16 protein-coding genes and 1 tRNA gene are annotated in these 17233 nt (G+C 50.1%); 9 read left to right on the forward strand and 8 right to left on the reverse strand.

Going from position 1 to position 17233, the window contains the following annotated elements:
• Positions 1–35: 35 nt before the first annotated feature.
• From Q3A88_RS00610 to cmoB, 4 genes are all read left to right on the forward strand, one after another.
• Positions 36–848 (forward strand): DUF72 domain-containing protein, encoded by an 813-nt coding sequence (locus Q3A88_RS00610; protein ID WP_317177279.1) that lies wholly within the window; start codon positions 36–38, stop codon positions 846–848.
• A gap of 155 nt (positions 849–1003) precedes the next feature.
• Positions 1004–1399 (forward strand): MAPEG family protein, encoded by a 396-nt coding sequence (locus Q3A88_RS00615; protein WP_227528090.1) that lies wholly within the window; start codon positions 1004–1006, stop codon positions 1397–1399.
• 168 nt (positions 1400–1567) lie between these two features.
• Positions 1568–2311 carry a carboxy-S-adenosyl-L-methionine synthase CmoA gene (gene cmoA / locus Q3A88_RS00620; protein ID WP_039273264.1) on the forward strand — a complete coding sequence of 248 codons (744 nt, stop codon included), beginning with the start codon at positions 1568–1570 and terminating at the stop codon, positions 2309–2311.
• Positions 2308–3294: a tRNA 5-methoxyuridine(34)/uridine 5-oxyacetic acid(34) synthase CmoB gene (gene cmoB / locus Q3A88_RS00625; RefSeq protein ID WP_010275923.1), complete on the forward strand. Its 987-nt coding sequence runs from the start codon at positions 2308–2310 to the stop codon at positions 3292–3294. The genes cmoA and cmoB overlap by 4 nt, the downstream gene beginning before the upstream one ends.
• A 156-nt stretch (positions 3295–3450) precedes the next feature.
• Here cmoB and cutC read toward each other — a convergent pair whose 3' ends face one another.
• A complete protein-coding gene (gene cutC / locus Q3A88_RS00630; protein WP_317177214.1) occupies positions 3451–4209 on the reverse strand; it encodes a copper homeostasis protein CutC in 759 nt (252 codons plus the stop codon).
• A 284-nt stretch (positions 4210–4493) separates the two neighbouring features.
• Positions 4494–5042, reverse strand: coding sequence for a VOC family protein (locus Q3A88_RS00635; RefSeq protein ID WP_317177215.1), 549 nt, complete (start codon positions 5040–5042; stop codon positions 4494–4496).
• A 655-nt stretch (positions 5043–5697) separates the two neighbouring features.
• On the opposite strand from Q3A88_RS00635, the gene argS reads away from it, so the two are divergent.
• On the forward strand, positions 5698–7428 hold the full coding sequence (argS, locus tag Q3A88_RS00640) for an arginine--tRNA ligase (RefSeq protein ID WP_039286819.1): 1731 nt from the start codon (positions 5698–5700) through the stop codon (positions 7426–7428).
• Between the two features lie 108 nt (positions 7429–7536).
• Here the strand turns inward: argS and murJ are convergent, their stop codons facing one another.
• The 4 genes from murJ to rimJ form a co-directional block, all read right to left on the reverse strand.
• A complete protein-coding gene (gene murJ / locus Q3A88_RS00645) occupies positions 7537–9072 on the reverse strand; it encodes a murein biosynthesis integral membrane protein MurJ (RefSeq protein WP_205541593.1) in 1536 nt (511 codons plus the stop codon).
• Between the two features lie 126 nt (positions 9073–9198).
• Positions 9199–10164 carry a Gfo/Idh/MocA family oxidoreductase gene (locus Q3A88_RS00650; RefSeq protein ID WP_317177216.1) on the reverse strand — a complete coding sequence of 322 codons (966 nt, stop codon included), beginning with the start codon at positions 10162–10164 and terminating at the stop codon, positions 9199–9201.
• A gap of 28 nt (positions 10165–10192) precedes the next feature.
• On the reverse strand, positions 10193–10828 hold the full coding sequence (locus tag Q3A88_RS00655) for a YceH family protein (RefSeq protein ID WP_039496023.1): 636 nt from the start codon (positions 10826–10828) through the stop codon (positions 10193–10195).
• A gap of 9 nt (positions 10829–10837) precedes the next feature.
• Entirely contained in the window at positions 10838–11422 is a 585-nt protein-coding gene (gene rimJ, locus Q3A88_RS00660) for a ribosomal protein S5-alanine N-acetyltransferase (RefSeq protein WP_110162998.1), read from the reverse strand.
• 315 nt (positions 11423–11737) lie between these two features.
• Between rimJ and mdtH the strand changes: the two genes are divergently transcribed.
• The 3 genes from mdtH to Q3A88_RS00675 all read left to right on the forward strand — a co-directional run bounded on the left by mdtH (position 11738) and on the right by Q3A88_RS00675 (position 14554).
• The gene (mdtH, locus tag Q3A88_RS00665) at positions 11738–12943 is read left to right on the forward strand and encodes a multidrug efflux MFS transporter MdtH (protein ID WP_010275951.1); all 1206 of its coding nucleotides are present in this window, start codon (positions 11738–11740) and stop codon (positions 12941–12943) included.
• 182 nt (positions 12944–13125) lie between these two features.
• Positions 13126–13773, forward strand: a complete 648-nt coding sequence (gene grxB, locus Q3A88_RS00670) for a glutaredoxin 2 (protein ID WP_039286828.1) — start codon at positions 13126–13128, stop codon at positions 13771–13773.
• Between the two features lie 214 nt (positions 13774–13987).
• The gene (locus Q3A88_RS00675; RefSeq protein WP_120358349.1) at positions 13988–14554 is read left to right on the forward strand and encodes a lipoprotein; all 567 of its coding nucleotides are present in this window, start codon (positions 13988–13990) and stop codon (positions 14552–14554) included.
• Positions 14555–14632: 78 nt separating this feature from the next.
• On the opposite strand, the gene Q3A88_RS00680 is transcribed toward Q3A88_RS00675, so the two are convergent.
• Both Q3A88_RS00680 and Q3A88_RS00685 read right to left on the reverse strand, forming a co-directional pair.
• Entirely contained in the window at positions 14633–15211 is a 579-nt protein-coding gene (locus Q3A88_RS00680) for a molecular chaperone (protein WP_014915134.1), read from the reverse strand.
• A gap of 60 nt (positions 15212–15271) precedes the next feature.
• Positions 15272–16009 (reverse strand): phosphatase, encoded by a 738-nt coding sequence (locus tag Q3A88_RS00685; protein ID WP_014915133.1) that lies wholly within the window; start codon positions 16007–16009, stop codon positions 15272–15274.
• Between the two features lie 280 nt (positions 16010–16289).
• Between Q3A88_RS00685 and Q3A88_RS00690 the strand changes: the two genes are divergently transcribed.
• Positions 16290–16379: transfer RNA gene (locus Q3A88_RS00690), tRNA-Ser, on the forward strand.
• Positions 16380–17233 lie beyond the last annotated feature (854 nt).

Below are 17233 nucleotides of genomic sequence, written 5' to 3' on the forward strand. Positions count from 1 at the left end.
TTCTGCTTGAAATTCAATGACGTTATGGTGCGATGATGTATATCGGATTACCGCAATGGCAGCATCCCGCCTGGAGTCGGTTGGGATTAAACGATCTTTCCGACTACAGCCGCTATTTTACCTGTGTTGAAGGTAACACGACTTTTTATGCGTTGCCTTCACGCGAGGTTGTCGAGCGCTGGCGTGATATGACGCATGATGACTTCCGCTTTTGCTTTAAGTTTCCCTCAACGATCAGCCATAAAACTGCCTTGCAGAATTGTGATAGCGATGTCGGACTTTTTTATCAGTGCCTTGAGCTGATTGCCCACCGTATCGGACAGCTCTGGCTACAGCTTCCCGCCACCTTCGGCCCCACACAGTTGCCCGTTTTATGGCGTTTTCTTGATGCCTTGCCACAGGGGTTTAGCTACGGTGTCGAAGTTCGTCATCCGCTGTTTTTTGCCAAAGGCGATGAAGAACGCGCGCTGAATCAGGGACTACAGCAGCGCGGTATCAACCGCGTGATTCTCGACAGCCGCCCGGTTCACCACGCTGCGCCAGACAGTGCGGCTATGCGTGAAGCCCAGCGGAAGAAACCTCGCGTGCCAGTACATGCCGTACTGACCGCCACGCAACCGCTGATTCGCTTTATCGGCAGTGAAAAGCAGGAAGAAAATCTTCGCTGGTTCGAGTCATGGCGTAACAAGTTGCCGCAATGGCATGAGGCAAATCCCTTCTTCTTTATTCACACACCAGATATCGGTGATGCCCCACCGCTGGCGCAGCAGCTTTGGCCATTACTCGCAGAGATCGACCCGACCTTGCCGCCCCAGCCGGATTGGCCACAGCAGGCGACGCTCTTTTAAACCACTCAATATCCCCATGAGTTAGTTCGTTTGGTTATAAGCAATTTCGCAACGTAATCCATTTCCGCTAAAAAAATCGGCCTTTCCAGGCGACAGTTGCGTTAGGTAAAGCTATTATTCTGCAAGCCGTTTTCGGTTAGGTCACGGAGTAAAAAATGGTAAGTGCGCTCTATATCGTGCTTGGCGCAATCTTGTTGATAAAGCTGTCTATTGATGTTGTGAAACTCAGAATGCAGTATCGCGTGGCGTATGGCGACGGCGGATTTTATGAATTGCAAACGGCGATCCGGGTACATGGCAATGCGGTGGAATACATTCCGATTGCAGCGATTCTGTTGGTGCTGATGGAAATGAACGGCGCCCTTATTATCATGATCCACTTCTGCGGTATTTTATTGATTACGGGACGTTTGGTTCACTACTACGGCCTTCGGCATCGCGAATTCCGCTGGCGGCGTTCAGGTATGGCGGCAACCTATGCCTCGCTCATTCTGATGGTTGCAGCAAACCTCTATTATCTTCCCTGGGATTTGGTTTTCACGTTGTACTGATGGCGTGAGGCAAAAACTATCCCCGCCTCTCTCGGGCGCACAGACATTATGCGTCCGGGAATCAAAAACCGCGTCCACACCCTACGTCTACACCATGTGAAAGGTGAAGACCACCGTGTATTCTGCTAGAATACGCGCCTCTTTATTACTCTCAGTGCACTTTCTGCCATGCCAAACCGCGATATGCTTTTCTCTGTGCCAATTGCCAATTTAGGCGACTGGACATTCGACGAACGCGTTGCCGACGTATTCCCCGATATGATCCAACGTTCCGTGCCCGGCTATTCCAACATCATTTCGATGATTGGCATGCTGGCAGAACGCTTCGTCCGCCCGGATAGTCACGTTTACGATCTAGGATGCTCGTTGGGCGCAGCCACGCTGTCTATGCGACGTAATATCTCTGTGCCGGGTTGCAAAATTATCGCGGTAGACAATTCTCCGGCAATGGTGAAACGCTGCCGCAGCCACATTGACGCTTTCCGTTCCGATACACCCGTCGAGATTATAGAAGCCGATATTCTGAATATTGATATCGAAAATGCGTCTATGGTGGTGCTGAACTTTACCCTTCAGTTTCTGGAACCTTCCCAGCGTCAGGTGCTCATCAAGCGTATTTATCAGGGCTTGAATCCCGGCGGCGTGCTCGTGCTCTCAGAGAAATTCAATTTTGCGGACAAAGACGTCGGTGAATTGCTGTTCAACATGCATCTCGATTTCAAACGGGCAAATGGCTACAGCGAGTTAGAAATCAGTCAGAAACGCAGCATGCTGGAAAACGTCATGCTGACCGATTCGGTAGAAACCCATAAGGCCCGACTGGCAGATGCCGGTTTTGAGCACAGCGAAATTTGGTTTCAGTGTTTTAATTTTGGTTCGTTATTAGCCGTGAAAGCAGAGGAAAAGGCGTGATCGATTTCGGCAATTTTTATCAGCAAATCGCAAAAGGCCCGCTCAGCCACTGGCTTAACACGCTGCCTTCACAGCTCAGCAGTTGGCAGCAGGAATCCTTGCACGGCAAGTTCAAACTCTGGTTTAACTCGCTGGAACATCTTCCATCGCTGACGCCAACCTCTCTGGATTTGAACGACAGCGTTACGGCACGCATGGAACCCGATATTTCAGTCGGCCAGCGAGAAGGCATTGAAAAGCTGCTGCGTAACCTGATGCCCTGGCGTAAAGGCCCTTTTTCGCTTTACGGCGTGGATATCAACACAGAATGGCGTTCGGACTGGAAATGGCAGCGCGTTCTGCCGCACATCAGCCCGTTGAAGAATCGCCTGATTCTGGATGTAGGCTGCGGCAGCGGCTATCACCTGTGGCGAATGGTTGGCGAAGGTGCCACGATGGCAGTCGGCATCGATCCCATGCAGCTGTTCTTATGCCAGTTTGAAGCCGTGCGTAAGTTGCTCGGCGACGATCAACGGGCGCACGTTTTACCGCTCGGCATTGAGCAACTCCCCGAACTTGCCGCGTTTGACACGGTGTTTTCGATGGGCGTGCTGTACCACCGCCGTTCCCCGCTCGATCACCTGTGGCAATTGAAGAATCAACTGGTGGCAGGTGGCGAACTGGTGCTGGAAACGCTGGTTATTGAAGGCGATGAAAATCAGGTGCTGGTTCCGGGAGAACGCTACGCGCAAATGCGCAATGTGTATTTCATCCCTTCTGCCGCAGCCTTGACCACATGGCTTGAGAAATGCGGATTTGTTGATGTTCGCGTCGTCGATATCTGTACCACGACAACGCAGGAACAACGACGGACAGACTGGATGATCACGGAATCACTGGCTGAATTCCTCGATCCTGAAGATCCGACGAAAACGGTGGAAGGCTACCCCGCTCCGGTACGCGCCGTACTGGTTGCCCGTAAACCTGGGGTCTACCAGCCCTAAACTGCCGCGCTCGACAAAAAAAGCCCCAGCAACGCGCTGGGGCCTGGTACTTGCCATGCACACCTGATGGTATGCGGCGCGGCAAAATTGAAGAATGCCGATGTGGTGTTTAGAACAACGCTGTCTCTCTACCGCCACGCCATTAAATGACTGACGTCATGACACGTACTGCATTTCACGGTCCGGACTGACTGCTCGCTTCATGGCTTCCACCACATCACCATCCACGCAATAGTGGCTAAACTCATCTAATTCCGTATCAGAACACATCGACACGCCGATTTTGCGATAGCGCATCGGAGAAGGTGTCCACTGACCTGCGGAACTGTGCAGTTCCCGGATACCGGCCTGCTGAAATTTGTGCACGTTAGTCAGCCGCACGCCGGAACCCGCCATAATAATTGGACCGCGACTGGCCTGTGTTAGTTCACGTAATAACCGCAGCCCATTTTCCGCCGTCTGCTGCTGCCCAGAGGTCAATATGCGCGATACGCCAAGCTCAGTGAGCTGCTCCAGTGCAATGTATGGGTTCAGACACATATCGAACGCACGATGAAAGGTCACCGCCATCCCTTGAGCCGCTGCCATGATTTCACGCATTTTGGGCAAATCAATGTGCCCTTCTTCATTGAGTACGCCGACAACAACACCGGGAAAACCCATCTCACGAATCTGCTCAATGTCGCATTTGATGGCAGCAAATTCCGTCGCGCTGTAGCAAAAATCGCCTCCTCGCGGGCGCACAATCGGGTGGACAGGAATCGCGACCTTTTCGCGCGCGCCACGCAGCGCACCATAGGATGGCGTTAACCCGCCTTCTCGCTGTCCTGCACAGAGTTCAATCCTGTCAGCCCCAGACTGCGCTGCTGTTATCGCGCAATCAACGCTATAACAGCATACTTCCAGTTTCGTCATCGCTGCTCCTCCATGTAAACTCCCAGACCACTTTTCTTAATTATCGAAAAATCGACGAATCATCACGCCGATTAAAGTAATAACTATGGCATTCGCATTCATATCGTGAGGAGACAGGAGTCACAATGAACGCGATACATTGCCGAAATAAACATGACATAATCCACAGTTTTATTAATCTGTTCTACTGCAAAAGAAAATGGCATGAATAACGTGACAGGCCATTTTACCTTTCCGCCAATGTTATCTTTATGATTACGCTACGTCCGAGCTATACGCTATTTTTATAGCGTCGACATTTCGCTTGCGACAACATCGCGTATGTCAAATGGATGAAACTTTATTGTCACTTTCCCGTTGGTTACCGCCAATGTCGGATTAGGAATTCGCTCTTTTTCGCCTTGCGGAGAACTGAATTTAAGCTTGATGCCCGGCGTACGCAGCGCATCATCAGACAAGCAGGCTAGCGCACGCTGGTGCAGCGTTTCCGCCTCCCCGGGCAGCACCAGTTCCACATGCTCCCAACCTTCATGCGGATAATGCTTTTTCCCCGGCCACGGTAGTTCAACACAGGTAATCTGCCAAGGGCCTACCGTGATGGCATTGTCCAGAATGAACAAACAGATTGTGCGGCCATTGATTTGGTTTTCAGACAGCAGGTTGCCGACCTTTAGCAGTGCCGCTTTCCATGATTCAGCCGTCGTATTCTGATGGCAGCGCAATGAAATATGATCGGCATGAAATGTACCTAAATCCAGCTGTAGCACATCGGCCAATTCCTGTAACGCCTGCTCAAAACGCGCTAAATCCGTTATCAAATCATCGGGTAACATATCGGGCAACACTCCTCACGGCATCTCACATTATCAATCACCATTTGCGCAATGAGAATATCACACCCGTGACACATTCTAATTAAATTCTATTTTTACCCACGTACATTTATTTACACCTTCATTACGTGAAACGCATTAAATGCAAAGAAAAGGTAACCATGCTGTTTGATTAATAAACGGAAATATTTTTTACCTGGTGTAATCTGCGATACTTCTCGCAATCTATTCTGGGAGGAATCTTAAATAATAAGCGCCCTATTGAACGCCGAAAAGAAAACGTATAAATTAAGAAAACAAATAATAACACAGAGATATCACCATGGTTTTACTCATTATATCCATCGCGCTTATCGCTATTGCGGCATACGCTATTTTTCGTCATTTTAAAACCAGAGACTCACATAAAATTGGTGTAAATAGTCGGTCAAAAAAACGTTAAGATCGCGATTTGATTTATTTTTATTCTACCTAAAACTACTTTTTCTTTTTTGTCGTGTTCTCCTTATCCATTTTTTCATCTCATCCCCCTTCTGTTACCTCCCGCTTGCCGGGTATTTTTTCGCCTGAACATCCCTTTGCCTCACCCCGTCTGCTGACGAGGAAAGGCAAATATGGTATAAGCAAGGCTTAATTTTTTATTTAAGGTAAACCGGTGAATATTCAGGCTCTTCTCTCCGAAAAAGTCAGCCAGGCGTTAACCGCCGCGGGCGCGCCAGCAGACAGCGAAGCTCAGATTCGTCAGTCGGCAAAAGCACAGTTTGGTGATTATCAGGCCAATGGCGTTATGGCCGTGGCAAAAAAACTGGGCATGCCGCCGCGACAATTGGCCGAAAAAGTCGTCCAACTTTTGGCGCTGGAGGGCATTGCGGAAAAAACAGAAATCGCAGGCCCGGGATTTATTAATATTTTTCTCGATAAGCAGTGGGTTGCGAGCCAGGTTGAGAACGCCCTGAATGCACCAAAACTGGGTTTAACCCCCGTTGAGCCTCAAACGATCGTGATTGACTACTCTGCCCCTAACGTCGCGAAGGAAATGCACGTCGGTCACCTGCGCTCAACCATTATTGGTGATGCGTCAGCCCGTACGCTGGAGTTTTTAGGCCACAACGTGATTCGTGCGAACCACGTTGGTGACTGGGGTACGCAGTTCGGCATGCTGATCGCCTACCTTGAAAAAATGCAAAACGAAAGCGCCAGCGAGATGGATCTCTCCGATCTTGAAGCGTTCTATCGCGAAGCGAAGAAACACTACGATGAAGATGCCGATTTCGCCGAACGCGCGCGCGCTTACGTGGTGAAATTGCAGGGTGGTGATGAGTATTGCCGTCAGATGTGGCGCAAGCTCGTCGATATCACCATGACGCAGAACCAGATCAACTATGAACGCCTCAATGTCACGCTGACCAAACAGGATGTTATGGGTGAAAGCCTGTATAACAGCATGCTGCCGGGCATCGTTGCCGACCTGAAAGCAAAAGGTCTGGCGGTTGAGAGCGAAGGCGCAACGGTCGTTTTCCTTGATGAATATAAAAACAAGGAAGGCGAACCGATGGGTGTCATCATCCAGAAAAAGGATGGCGGCTACCTCTACACCACAACAGACATCGCCTGCGCCAAATACCGTTATGAAACTCTGAACGCCGATCGCGTACTTTACTATATCGATTCCCGCCAGCATCAACATTTGATGCAGGCCTGGACCATCGTGCGTAAAGCCGGTTACGTACCTGATTCTGTCAGCCTGGAACACCATATGTTCGGCATGATGCTAGGCAAAGACGGGAAACCATTCAAAACGCGTGCAGGCGGAACGATCAAGCTGTCCGAACTGTTGGATGAAGCCTACGATCGTGCATTGAAGCTCATCGCAGAGAAAAACCCGCAGATGGAAAGCGATGAGTTAACTGCGCTGGCGAAAGTGGTTTCTATCGGCGCGATCAAATATGCCGACCTGTCGAAGAGCCGTACCACGGACTACGTTTTCGATTGGGACAACATGCTGGCGTTTGAAGGTAATACCGCGCCTTACATGCAATACGCCTATACGCGCGTCGCGTCTATTTTCAAGCGCGCAGGCATACAGGAAGACAGCTTAACGCAGCCGATTACGCTGAGCGATGAGCGCGAATTTGCGCTTGCCACGCGTCTGCTGCAATTTGAAGAAACCATCACCTCCGTCGCCCGTGAAGGCACGCCGCATGTGATGTGTAGCTACCTGTACGATCTGGCGGGCCTGTTCTCTGGTTTCTACGAGCACTGTCCGATTCTCAATGCCGAAAGTGACGACGTACGTCAAAGCCGTCTGAGACTGGCGCTGCTGACGGCGAAAACGTTGAAGCAAGGTCTGGATACGCTCGGCATCGAAACCGTCGAGAAGATGTAATTCTCCATCGACTGAAAACGTATTCATTGGAAACACAAACGCCATTGGTGCTGCTACCAATGGCGTTTGCGTTACAGGTAAAGACAGCCGAATAACGGTTTGGCGTTGTCACACGCTACGGCGGGCGAAATCCCGAGGACGGAATCCCAACAGCGCCAGTGTGGCAAAATAGGAACCCGCTCCCGCGACCACGACCAGCAACAAGCGCAGGATTCGCATTGTCATATTGCCGTCATCCCACGCAGGCATCCACCACAGCATACCCAGTAAAACCAGCGACATCACAATAACTGCCGTCAACAGGCGAACCAGAAACCCCCGCCAACCCGGCAGCGGCTGGAAAATGTCCTGCTTACGCAGTTGCCAATACAGCAAGCCTGCATTCAAGCAGGAAGCCAGACCGATAGACAACGCCAGACCCGCATGTTGTAGAGGGCCGATAAAGATCAGGTTCATAACTTGCGTCAGGATCAGCGTGACTATCGCTATTTTGACTGGCGTCTTGATATCCTGCCGAGAATAAAAACCGGGCACGAGTACTTTGACGACAATCAGTCCCATCAGTCCAACCGAATAGGCAATCAGCGCCCGCTGGGTCATCAGTGCGTCAAAGGCGCTAAATTTGCCGTACTGGAACAGCGACACGGTTAAGGGCTTAGCCAAAATGCCTAATGCCACCGCGCTCGGCAGCGCCAACAGGAAACACAGGCGGAGCCCCCAATCCATCAGACGGGAGTATTCGTCATGATTACCACTGGCAAAACTCTTCGCCAGCGACGGCAGTAGGATCGTCCCTAATGCCACGCCGAGAACGCCGGAAGGAAACTCCATCAGACGGTCGGCGTAATACATCCATGACACTGCCCCTTCGCTGAGAAAAGAGGCGAAAATGGTGTTGATGATGAGCGAAATCTGGCTTACCGATACACCCAGAACCGCAGGCCCCATCAGCTTCATGACGCGCCAGACGCTAGGTTCACGCCATTTCAGGCGGGGCAAGACCAGCATGCCAATCTTTTTCAGATGCGGTAACTGATAGCCGAGTTGCAGTAAACCGCCAACCAAAACCGCCCAGGCCAACGCCATTACTGGTGGGTTAAAATACGGGGCAGCAAACAGCGAAAAGCCAATCATGCTGACATTAAGCAATGTCGGAGCAAACGCGGGCACCGAAAAACGGTTCCAGGTATTGAGCACCGAACCGACCATAGAAGTCAGCGAGATCAGCAGGATATAGGGAAACGTGACTCTTAATAGATCCGAAGTGAGCTCAAATCGCTCAGGCGTCGCGGCAAAACCGGGCGCGGTCACCATGATGACCCACGGTGCGGCGACCATCCCCGCCACGGTGACTAACGCCAGAATCAGCGTCAGCATACCAGAGACATAAGCGAGGAACGTCCGCGTAGCCTCATCGCCCTGCTGGCTTTTATATTCTGCCAGAATCGGCACAAAAGCCTGTGAAAATGCGCCTTCCGCGAAAATTCGCCGGAGCAGGTTGGGCAGTTTGAACGCCACAAAGAAGGCGTCCGTCGCCATACCGGCACCAAAAATACGGGCGACGATGGCATCGCGCACAAAGCCTAAAACGCGCGATAACATGGTCATGGAACTGACGGCAGCCAGTGATTTAAGTAGATTCATCGATTATGTTCTGAACGGTTCAGGACCGATTATTAACCCGTTGAGGTTATCCTGATTGCGAGGTGCGACTAGTCTACGCATTGCACGTGTAATAGCTACCGCGCATTGCCATAACTGCTGAACTTTTCAGCTTTTTCCCAGCAATTTATCAATCATACGCTGGGACAGCAACGCCTGGTTACCTGATGTTTCCGCTGGTTTCCGTTGTTCAACGGCCGCGATGAAATGCTGCACCGCACCGACAAATCCGCGTTGTTCCAGCGTGGTCTGCCAGGAGGGTACCGCTGGGCGGATCGTTATTCCTTCGCGATCTTCACGCCATTCACGCATCTCATCGACCTGATAGAGCCCCCCCTCGGTAACAGCCTGAACCCATTCGCGCTGGCTTCCAGCCTGACGATGCATACTGGTCGTCACCTGACAACCGCCGCTCAGGAAATGGTGCTCGGCATACAGCAGTTGACCGTCCGCATTCGCATGCAACACGCCATCAATCAGTTGAGCGTCGCCGCCCGCTAGCCAGAGCGCAGTGTCCACCACGTGCAGATAATCATCCAGCAGCGTAAAACGGACATCCTGCGGACCAACGCCATTAATCCGATGTTTGTCCATGCGCAGCGATGACGGTTGATCCAGCCGCTGTTTTAGCTGCTGATAACACGGTGCGAAACGACGATTAAAACCGACCATCAGAATTTTTTGTCGTTGCTCTGCCAATTCGACCAGCGCTTCCGCCTGCTCCAACGTCTCTGCCAGCGGTTTATCCACATAAACATCAACACCCGCGTTGAGCAGCTGGCTCACAACGGAAAAATGGCTGGCGGTGCTGCTGTGAACGAAAACCGCATCGCACTGTGCTGCCAGTTCATCCAGTGCAGAGAAACTCGTCATCCGATAGTCCTGACAAATTCGCTGCGTCTTTTGCCGATCGGGAGAAAACGCGCCAACCAGTTCCCAGCGTTCAGCCTGACTGAGAATCGGCAAATAGGCTTTCTGCGCGATAGCTCCCAGCCCAACGACGCCGATACGCGGACGTCGGGTCAAACCGCTATTCTCTGGAACCCTTTCCGCAGACGTAAACTGAGGCTTCATCACTGATTTTCTCCCTGAGACAGATTCATTACGCTAACAGCGCGGCAAGCTGACGTTTAAGTTCAGCGACCTCTTTTTCTAACACCTCAACACGTTCGGCCAGCGATGAGTTGTCACTTGCACTGTCCGTTTCGGGAGCGGTAGCATTACTAACCTCGCCGCTGAAAAGGTGCTGGTAGCGGCTTTCCCGTTTCCCTGCTTCTCGCGCCAGTCGGACGACAAACGGCCCATCCTCACGCTGTTGCAGCTGTTCAAGGGTAGACTCAGCTTCACCGACATCAGAAAATTCATACAATCGGGCCGCACGCGTACGCAGTTCGCCCGGCGTCTGTGGGCCGCGCAGAAGCAGCGTCGTCACCAGCGCGACTTCCGCAGGCGAGAGCTTCAGGTCACCAAACTCAGAATTACAAAAACGATGTTCATACTTCACGACACGATTACCAAACCCGCTGAGCGTGCGCAGGAAATGCTTCTTCACGAGTAAATCCAGCGTTTGTTGGACCTCACTTTCGCTCAGTTCCATCACAGGTTCACGGTTGGTTTTCTGATTACAGGCCGTGGTGATGCCGTTTAACGACATCGGGTATTGATCCGGCGTCGTGATCTGCTTTTCCAGCATGCAACCAATCACGCGGGCTTCACGAGCATCCAATTGGTATTTCATCATTTTTCCTTAACGCGGAGACTTCCACTCGGCGTTGGTCAGCGCGGTTAATACATGGTCCTGCCATTTGCCATCAATGAGCAGATAATTCTTCGCATAGCCTTCACGTTCAAACCCCAAACGCGTCAGTAATCCCCCACTGCGCTGGTTATGCGGCATATAGTTAGCCATGATGCGATGCATATGCTGCTGACGCTGCATATAACGTATTGCCGGTTGCAGCGCTTCATACATCAGCCCCTGCCCCTGCCATTTTTGACCAAGTGAATAGCCCAGATAGCAGGCGTGAAACGATCCCCGCAGCACGTTGCTGAAATTCGCCACGCCGTACACTTCGTTTTCATTCGGGTCCAACAGGAGGAAGTAATAGGCGCTGCCCTGCTTGTGCATATCGTTAATCACGCTCAAACGCGCCTGCCAGCCTGATGGGTAGCAATGGCTCGCGTCTCTCACGGGTTCCCACGGCTTAAGAAATTCGCGGTTTTCAGAATAGTATTCGGCCAGACGCCATGCATCGCGTTCATGGGCCAGACGCACCACCAGCCTGTCAGTTGTCAATTGCACTCTTACCGGCGTTGAACGGTAGCCAAACATTTTTCCCCCTGTCTCTCCATGTTATCGATAAGTAAAATTCATCGCCGCTGAAAAAATCACTATTCCGCATAAGCAGAAAATATCGGTATTTCCGATAATCCTTACTATAACCACATAAATTCATAGACGTAAAATCCCCGTCGCCGAGTTATTGCGCAGTTGACTCAGGAAAGGCATTTTTTCTCGCCGAAATGCTACCAGGATAACGTTAAATCGATAAAAAAATATTATCCAACAATAGGCTATACCAAAGTCGAATTAGAGTACAAAATAGTCACGTCTGTTATTTTCCTCCTTTCTTCGTTGTGGTGAAACATGCCTCTGATGTCGCAAGCTCGGAGCTTGGGTAAATATTTTTTATTACTCGATAATATGCTGGTGGTTTTGGGATTCTTCGTTGTCTTTCCCCTTATTTCCATTCGCTTTGTCGACGATCTCGGCTGGGCCGCATTATTAGTCGGTATCGCATTGGGATTGCGCCAGTTTATTCAGCAAGGGCTCGGTATTTTCGGCGGGGCTATTGCTGACCGTTTTGGTGCCAAACCGATGATTATTACTGGGATGCTGCTACGTGCCTCCGGTTTTGTCTTCATGGCGATCGCCGATGAACCCTGGCTGCTCTGGTTGTCTTGTGCGCTATCCGGCCTTGGCGGCACGCTATTCGATCCGCCACGTACCGCGCTGGTCATCAAGCTGGTTCGTCCGCAGGAACGCGGTCGGTTCTACTCCCTGTTAATGATGCAGGATAGCGCCGGTGCCGTTATCGGTGCCCTCATCGGCAGTTGGTTGCTCCAGTACGATTTCGAGATTGTCTGCTGGGCGGGTGCGGTCATTTTTGTGCTTGCCGCTGCGCTTAATGCCTGGCTGCTGCCAGCCTACCGCATCTCAACGGTCAAGACGCCAATACGGGAAGGGTTGACGCGTGTCATCCGTGACCGCCGTTTCCTGATGTACGTCTTAACACTGACGGGCTATTACATGCTGGCCGTTCAGGTTCTGCTGATGCTACCGATTATGGTCAACGAGCTCGCCGGAACGCCGTCTGCGGTGAAATGGATGTACGCCATTGAAGCGGTGCTGTCGCTGACGCTGCTTTACCCTATCGCCCGTTGGAGCGAGAAGCATTTCCGGCTGGAACAGCGCCTGATGGCTGGGCTTTTCATCATGTCCGTCAGTATGTTCCCGATCGGGATGACGACGGAGTTACAAACCCTGCTGCTGCTGATCAGCCTGTTTTATATTGGTTCGATTATCGCCGAACCTGCGCGTGAAACCTTGAGCGCTTCGCTGGCGGACTCCAGAGCCAGAGGCAGCTATATGGGGTTCAGCCGACTTGGATTGGCACTGGGTGGCGCGATTGGTTACAGCGGCGGCGGCTGGTTATTCGATACCGGACACGCACTGAATCAACCGGAACTGCCGTGGTTCATGCTCGGCACCATCGGGTTCCTGACGTTAGCCGCATTGTATTGGCAGTTCAACCAACGCCGCATTGAGCCCGCGATGCTGGGTGGTCATTAGTCTGAATTTTACCGACGAGTTTGATCTCGTCGGTAAAGCCCTCCTATACTTTCCTAATACATTCAAACAATTGTTATCGTCGCGAGCCTTCTCGCATACTCGATTTATCTTGTTTGGTGATGGGTTACACGCTTGGTCGCCCTGCGGCCTTTGTCTACAACCTGTGATTTAGGAGACGATGTATGAAGCTCTACATTTACGATCACTGCCCCTACTGCGTTAAAGCGCGCATGATCTTCGGCCTGAAAAATCTCCCTGTCGAACTGCAAATACTGGCGAACGATGACGCTGCAACGCCAGAGAGACTGATCGGCCAGAAAATGGTGCCCATTCTGCAAAAAGACGATGGCAGCTACATGCCAGAAAGCATGGACATCGTTCATTACATCGATAATTACGACCGCAAACCGCTGCTGACTGGCTCAACCAATCCGGCCATCGCCGCCTGGCTGCGTAAAGTCACCGAGTATACGCCGCGCCTCATTATTCCCCGCTTTGCTCAGGCGGCTTTTGAAGAATTTGCCTCCGCTTCCGCCCGACAATATTTCGTCAATAAGAAAGAAGCTCAGCTAGGCAATTTTGCTGACCACCTGAACCACTCGCAGGGGCTGATTAAGAAATTGAACAATGATTTACAGGATCTGGATCCACTGATTGTTCAACCGAATGCCTGTAACGGCACGTTATCAACGGACGACATCAACCTCTTTCCGCTGCTCCGCTCGTTGTCCATTGTTGCGGGTGTTACGCCGCCTTCCCGTGTTGCGGACTATCGGGATAATATGGCGAAACAGACTCAGGTCACGCTACTCAGCAGCCTGGCAATCTAATCGTTTAGTATCTAATCGTTTAGTTTTACTCCGCCGCTTCGTTCTGAAGCGGCATTATCCGCCATTTCAGTGCTATCCTATTGTTTACCCTGCGCATCAGGCGCACGCTGCCCGTGCAGAATCGTGTTGATTATTCACATAAAGCGCTCGTTCATGTGAATAGACTACCGTAGGAATGAATTGTGCGCGTAAATAGCATCAAGAGGTCAGAATAATGAAAAAATCAGGATGGATGGCAGCGGCCGCAGTGCTGCTCGCTTTTACACTCAGTGGCTGTAATAAACTCACGCAATACACGCTCAGTGAGCAAGAGGTGAATGAATACCTGCAAAAACACAATGATTATCAGAAACAGCTGGGCGTGCCCGGCGTGGTGGATGCCCATATTGTGTTGACCGAACTGTCCAGCCAGATTGGTCGGGCAGAACCGGGAAAAGTGACGCTGACGGGCAACGCGAAGGTCGATATTTCGTCCCTGTTGGGCAATCAGGCTGCCGACATGAAGCTTACGCTGAAAGCACAGCCAGTTTTTGATAAAACGCAGGGCGCGATTTACCTGAAAGATATGGAACTGGTTGATTACACTGTACAGCCGGAAAAAATGCAGGCGGTAATGAAAACGCTCAGTCCGTATCTTAATCAATCACTAAAAAGCTATTTTGACCAAAAACCCGCTTACGTGTTGAATGCGGATAAGAGTACAGCGGAATCAATGGCGAAGAAGATGGCAAAAGGCATCGAAATCAAACCTGGCCAGATCGTTATCCTGTTTACTGATTAATACTGACTCGCCGATAGCACACGTCATGTTTGCTATCGGCGCACTAGATTTCATACTGCGGGGTTTCATACCGCGGTATTATTCTTCCGCTTCCGATTCGTCTTCTTCGTCGCTTTCACCCAGTTCATCTCGCATCGCCTCCAGCGCTTCACGGCACACTATCGCCAGCGTACGATAAAATGCGGTGGTGGCGTGACTTTCTACTTTCCCGAGAAAACGATCGCTCCACGGTAAAAGATACTCATCGAACAGGGTAATCTGTGCAGCGGTTTCGTCTTCTTGTGCCTGATCTTCCAGCCATGACGCGGCAAGCAACAAGCTACCAAAATGCCCAACCACACCACCGTCATTTAACGGCATGCCACGCTGTTGCAAAAAGGTACGAATTTCCGCGTCATCAGCATCGCTTTCATAAGACGAACGCAGCGGCGACACTGAGCCATTTTCACTATCGAACAGCGCCTGATAATCCGCCGCCATTGCGGGCAAATCCAGACCTTTTTGCAAACGTTCCAACAATGCATCCTGCTCCAGTGGCCAGTGCTGCGCCAGTTTTCCGTCTTTAATCAGCGTGAATAACGGTGTCAGCAAAGGATCCTGCGGCTGGCGATAAAACAGCGTGCCCAATAGGCGGCACACAATAGAAAACTCGTTCATTAATAACCCTATTTATTGTTAAGTGGCACTGTCTTTAAGTAACACTTTTAAGTGACGGCGTCACAAATCAGCAAGTTCAGCGATAGCAGGCATTCCACGCTGTTCGAGGAAATCCAACACGCGCCGAGGACTGACGTTCAATATCCGATCCTGTGGGAAATTCACTTCCTGCAAAATACGTTCGCAGTGGGTAAAGTCTCCCAGAGAAAACGCAATATGGGAATCGGAACCTAAAGAAAGTAACCCACCTGCGTCACGAACGGCTTCCGCAATCGCCCGACAGTTTGGCTCACTACCTTGGCGTGAATGCATGAAAGAAGAGTTATTTAGCTCCAGCGCCACATTGTATTTCGCCGCGGCTTCCGCAATCGCGCGGATATCGACAGGAAATTTCGGGTTGCCGGGGTGGCTAATGATATGCGCGTCGCCACGTGCCATGGTCGCGATCATCGCCGTAGTATGTGTATCTTTATCCTGTGGTGGAAAAACCGGCTCATGAAAGCCTGCGATAATCACATCCACCTGATCCAACATCGGTCCGGTGCAGTCTATATCACCCTCGATATTTTTAATATTTGCTTCGATACCGCGCAGGATGCCGACGCCATCCACCAGACGCGGCCAAACGCGCATATTCATGAAGTGCCAGTAATGCGGTGCATCCGCCATATCCGGACCATGATCGGTGATGGCAAACAGGCGGATATTCTTTTGCTGTGCTTCAGCGATGTAATCATGCAGGGTACTGTAAGCATGTGTGCTGGCAACGGTGTGCATATGTAAATCGACGGGATACATAGGTTCTCCTGGGGCAAAGTTTGCAAATCAGCATACCATTTTCAGGGCTATTCCGCAGCCAGTGAACGGAATTACAACGCATGATTAACACAACTGAAACATCAGTTTTTGGCGCATGACGAGGGAATGCGCGAGGGCGAAAAATGAAAAGCGGTGAGCAAAGCAACAAATTGCGTTAACTTTAGCTAATTGCGCGCATTGAATGCAGAAGTTTGTTGACGCTGTTCGGCAATTTCCCTACATTAGCGCCGTCCGCTGCTATGTGATACGGCGAGGCCACGGTGAGGTGTCCGAGAGGCTGAAGGAGCACGCCTGGAAAGTGTGTATACGTGAAAACGTATCAAGGGTTCGAATCCCTTCCTCACCGCCATATAAAAGAAAACGCCCTTGACGCAAGTCAGGGGCGTTTTCTTTTATGGTGATGGAACGGATGAGAAGCCTTGACAGGGTTCGACAAAACGACAGGATTGGCGTTTTGGACCGCCAACGGCGGCCTGCCCATTAACTGACTGATGCTCAACAAAACAGAAACCATCCATAAGGCATCGCGCAGAAAAAACAGATTAACGTGAAATCACAGGAGTCATCTCACCTGAAACTGCTGAAATCAGCATTTTACTTAGGTTCACCTCTCTTTAACGAAATCACGCCATCTTCCTGAAACCGTCACTATTCAGTGGAGCATATTTCGTGCCTTGCTTTAGATATTTTATAAATAAAAAAACATTTCTTATTCACTTTTTAAATACACATTATATCATTGAATAGAAAGGATAATATTTCAAGTAAAAATAAATATAGGTATCAACTGGATAGAGTATCGTGCCCATACTATGCTCACATTACACCAACATCAGGGATAAACATTTCGGCTGTGAATAAAATCACATTCGATTAACAAAAAAAATAAATCATACATAGAATGATTTATATCATCAAATTAAAAAACAATATCATAATTTTATTGAATCATGATAAAAAACCATTCCTTAAAAATACGTAACCAGCTATTTTTAAACATTTTATTTATTTTAAACAAACACTAAAGATTATTAATATGCATCCGAAAATACAATAAAAGAATTATTTTATCTCATGCATAGCGATAAATAATAATGAAACTGGCATTAGTTTAATATACACAAAAAACTAACAAACCACGTAGGGAATTAACAACCCTAGTCATTGACATGTTTTAAAATGAAAATATTTTTGAGGATATAA

The organism is Pectobacterium sp. HCp5_1 (genome assembly GCF_032905925.1).
Classification (GTDB): Bacteria; Pseudomonadota; Gammaproteobacteria; order Enterobacterales; family Enterobacteriaceae; genus Pectobacterium; species Pectobacterium brasiliense_A.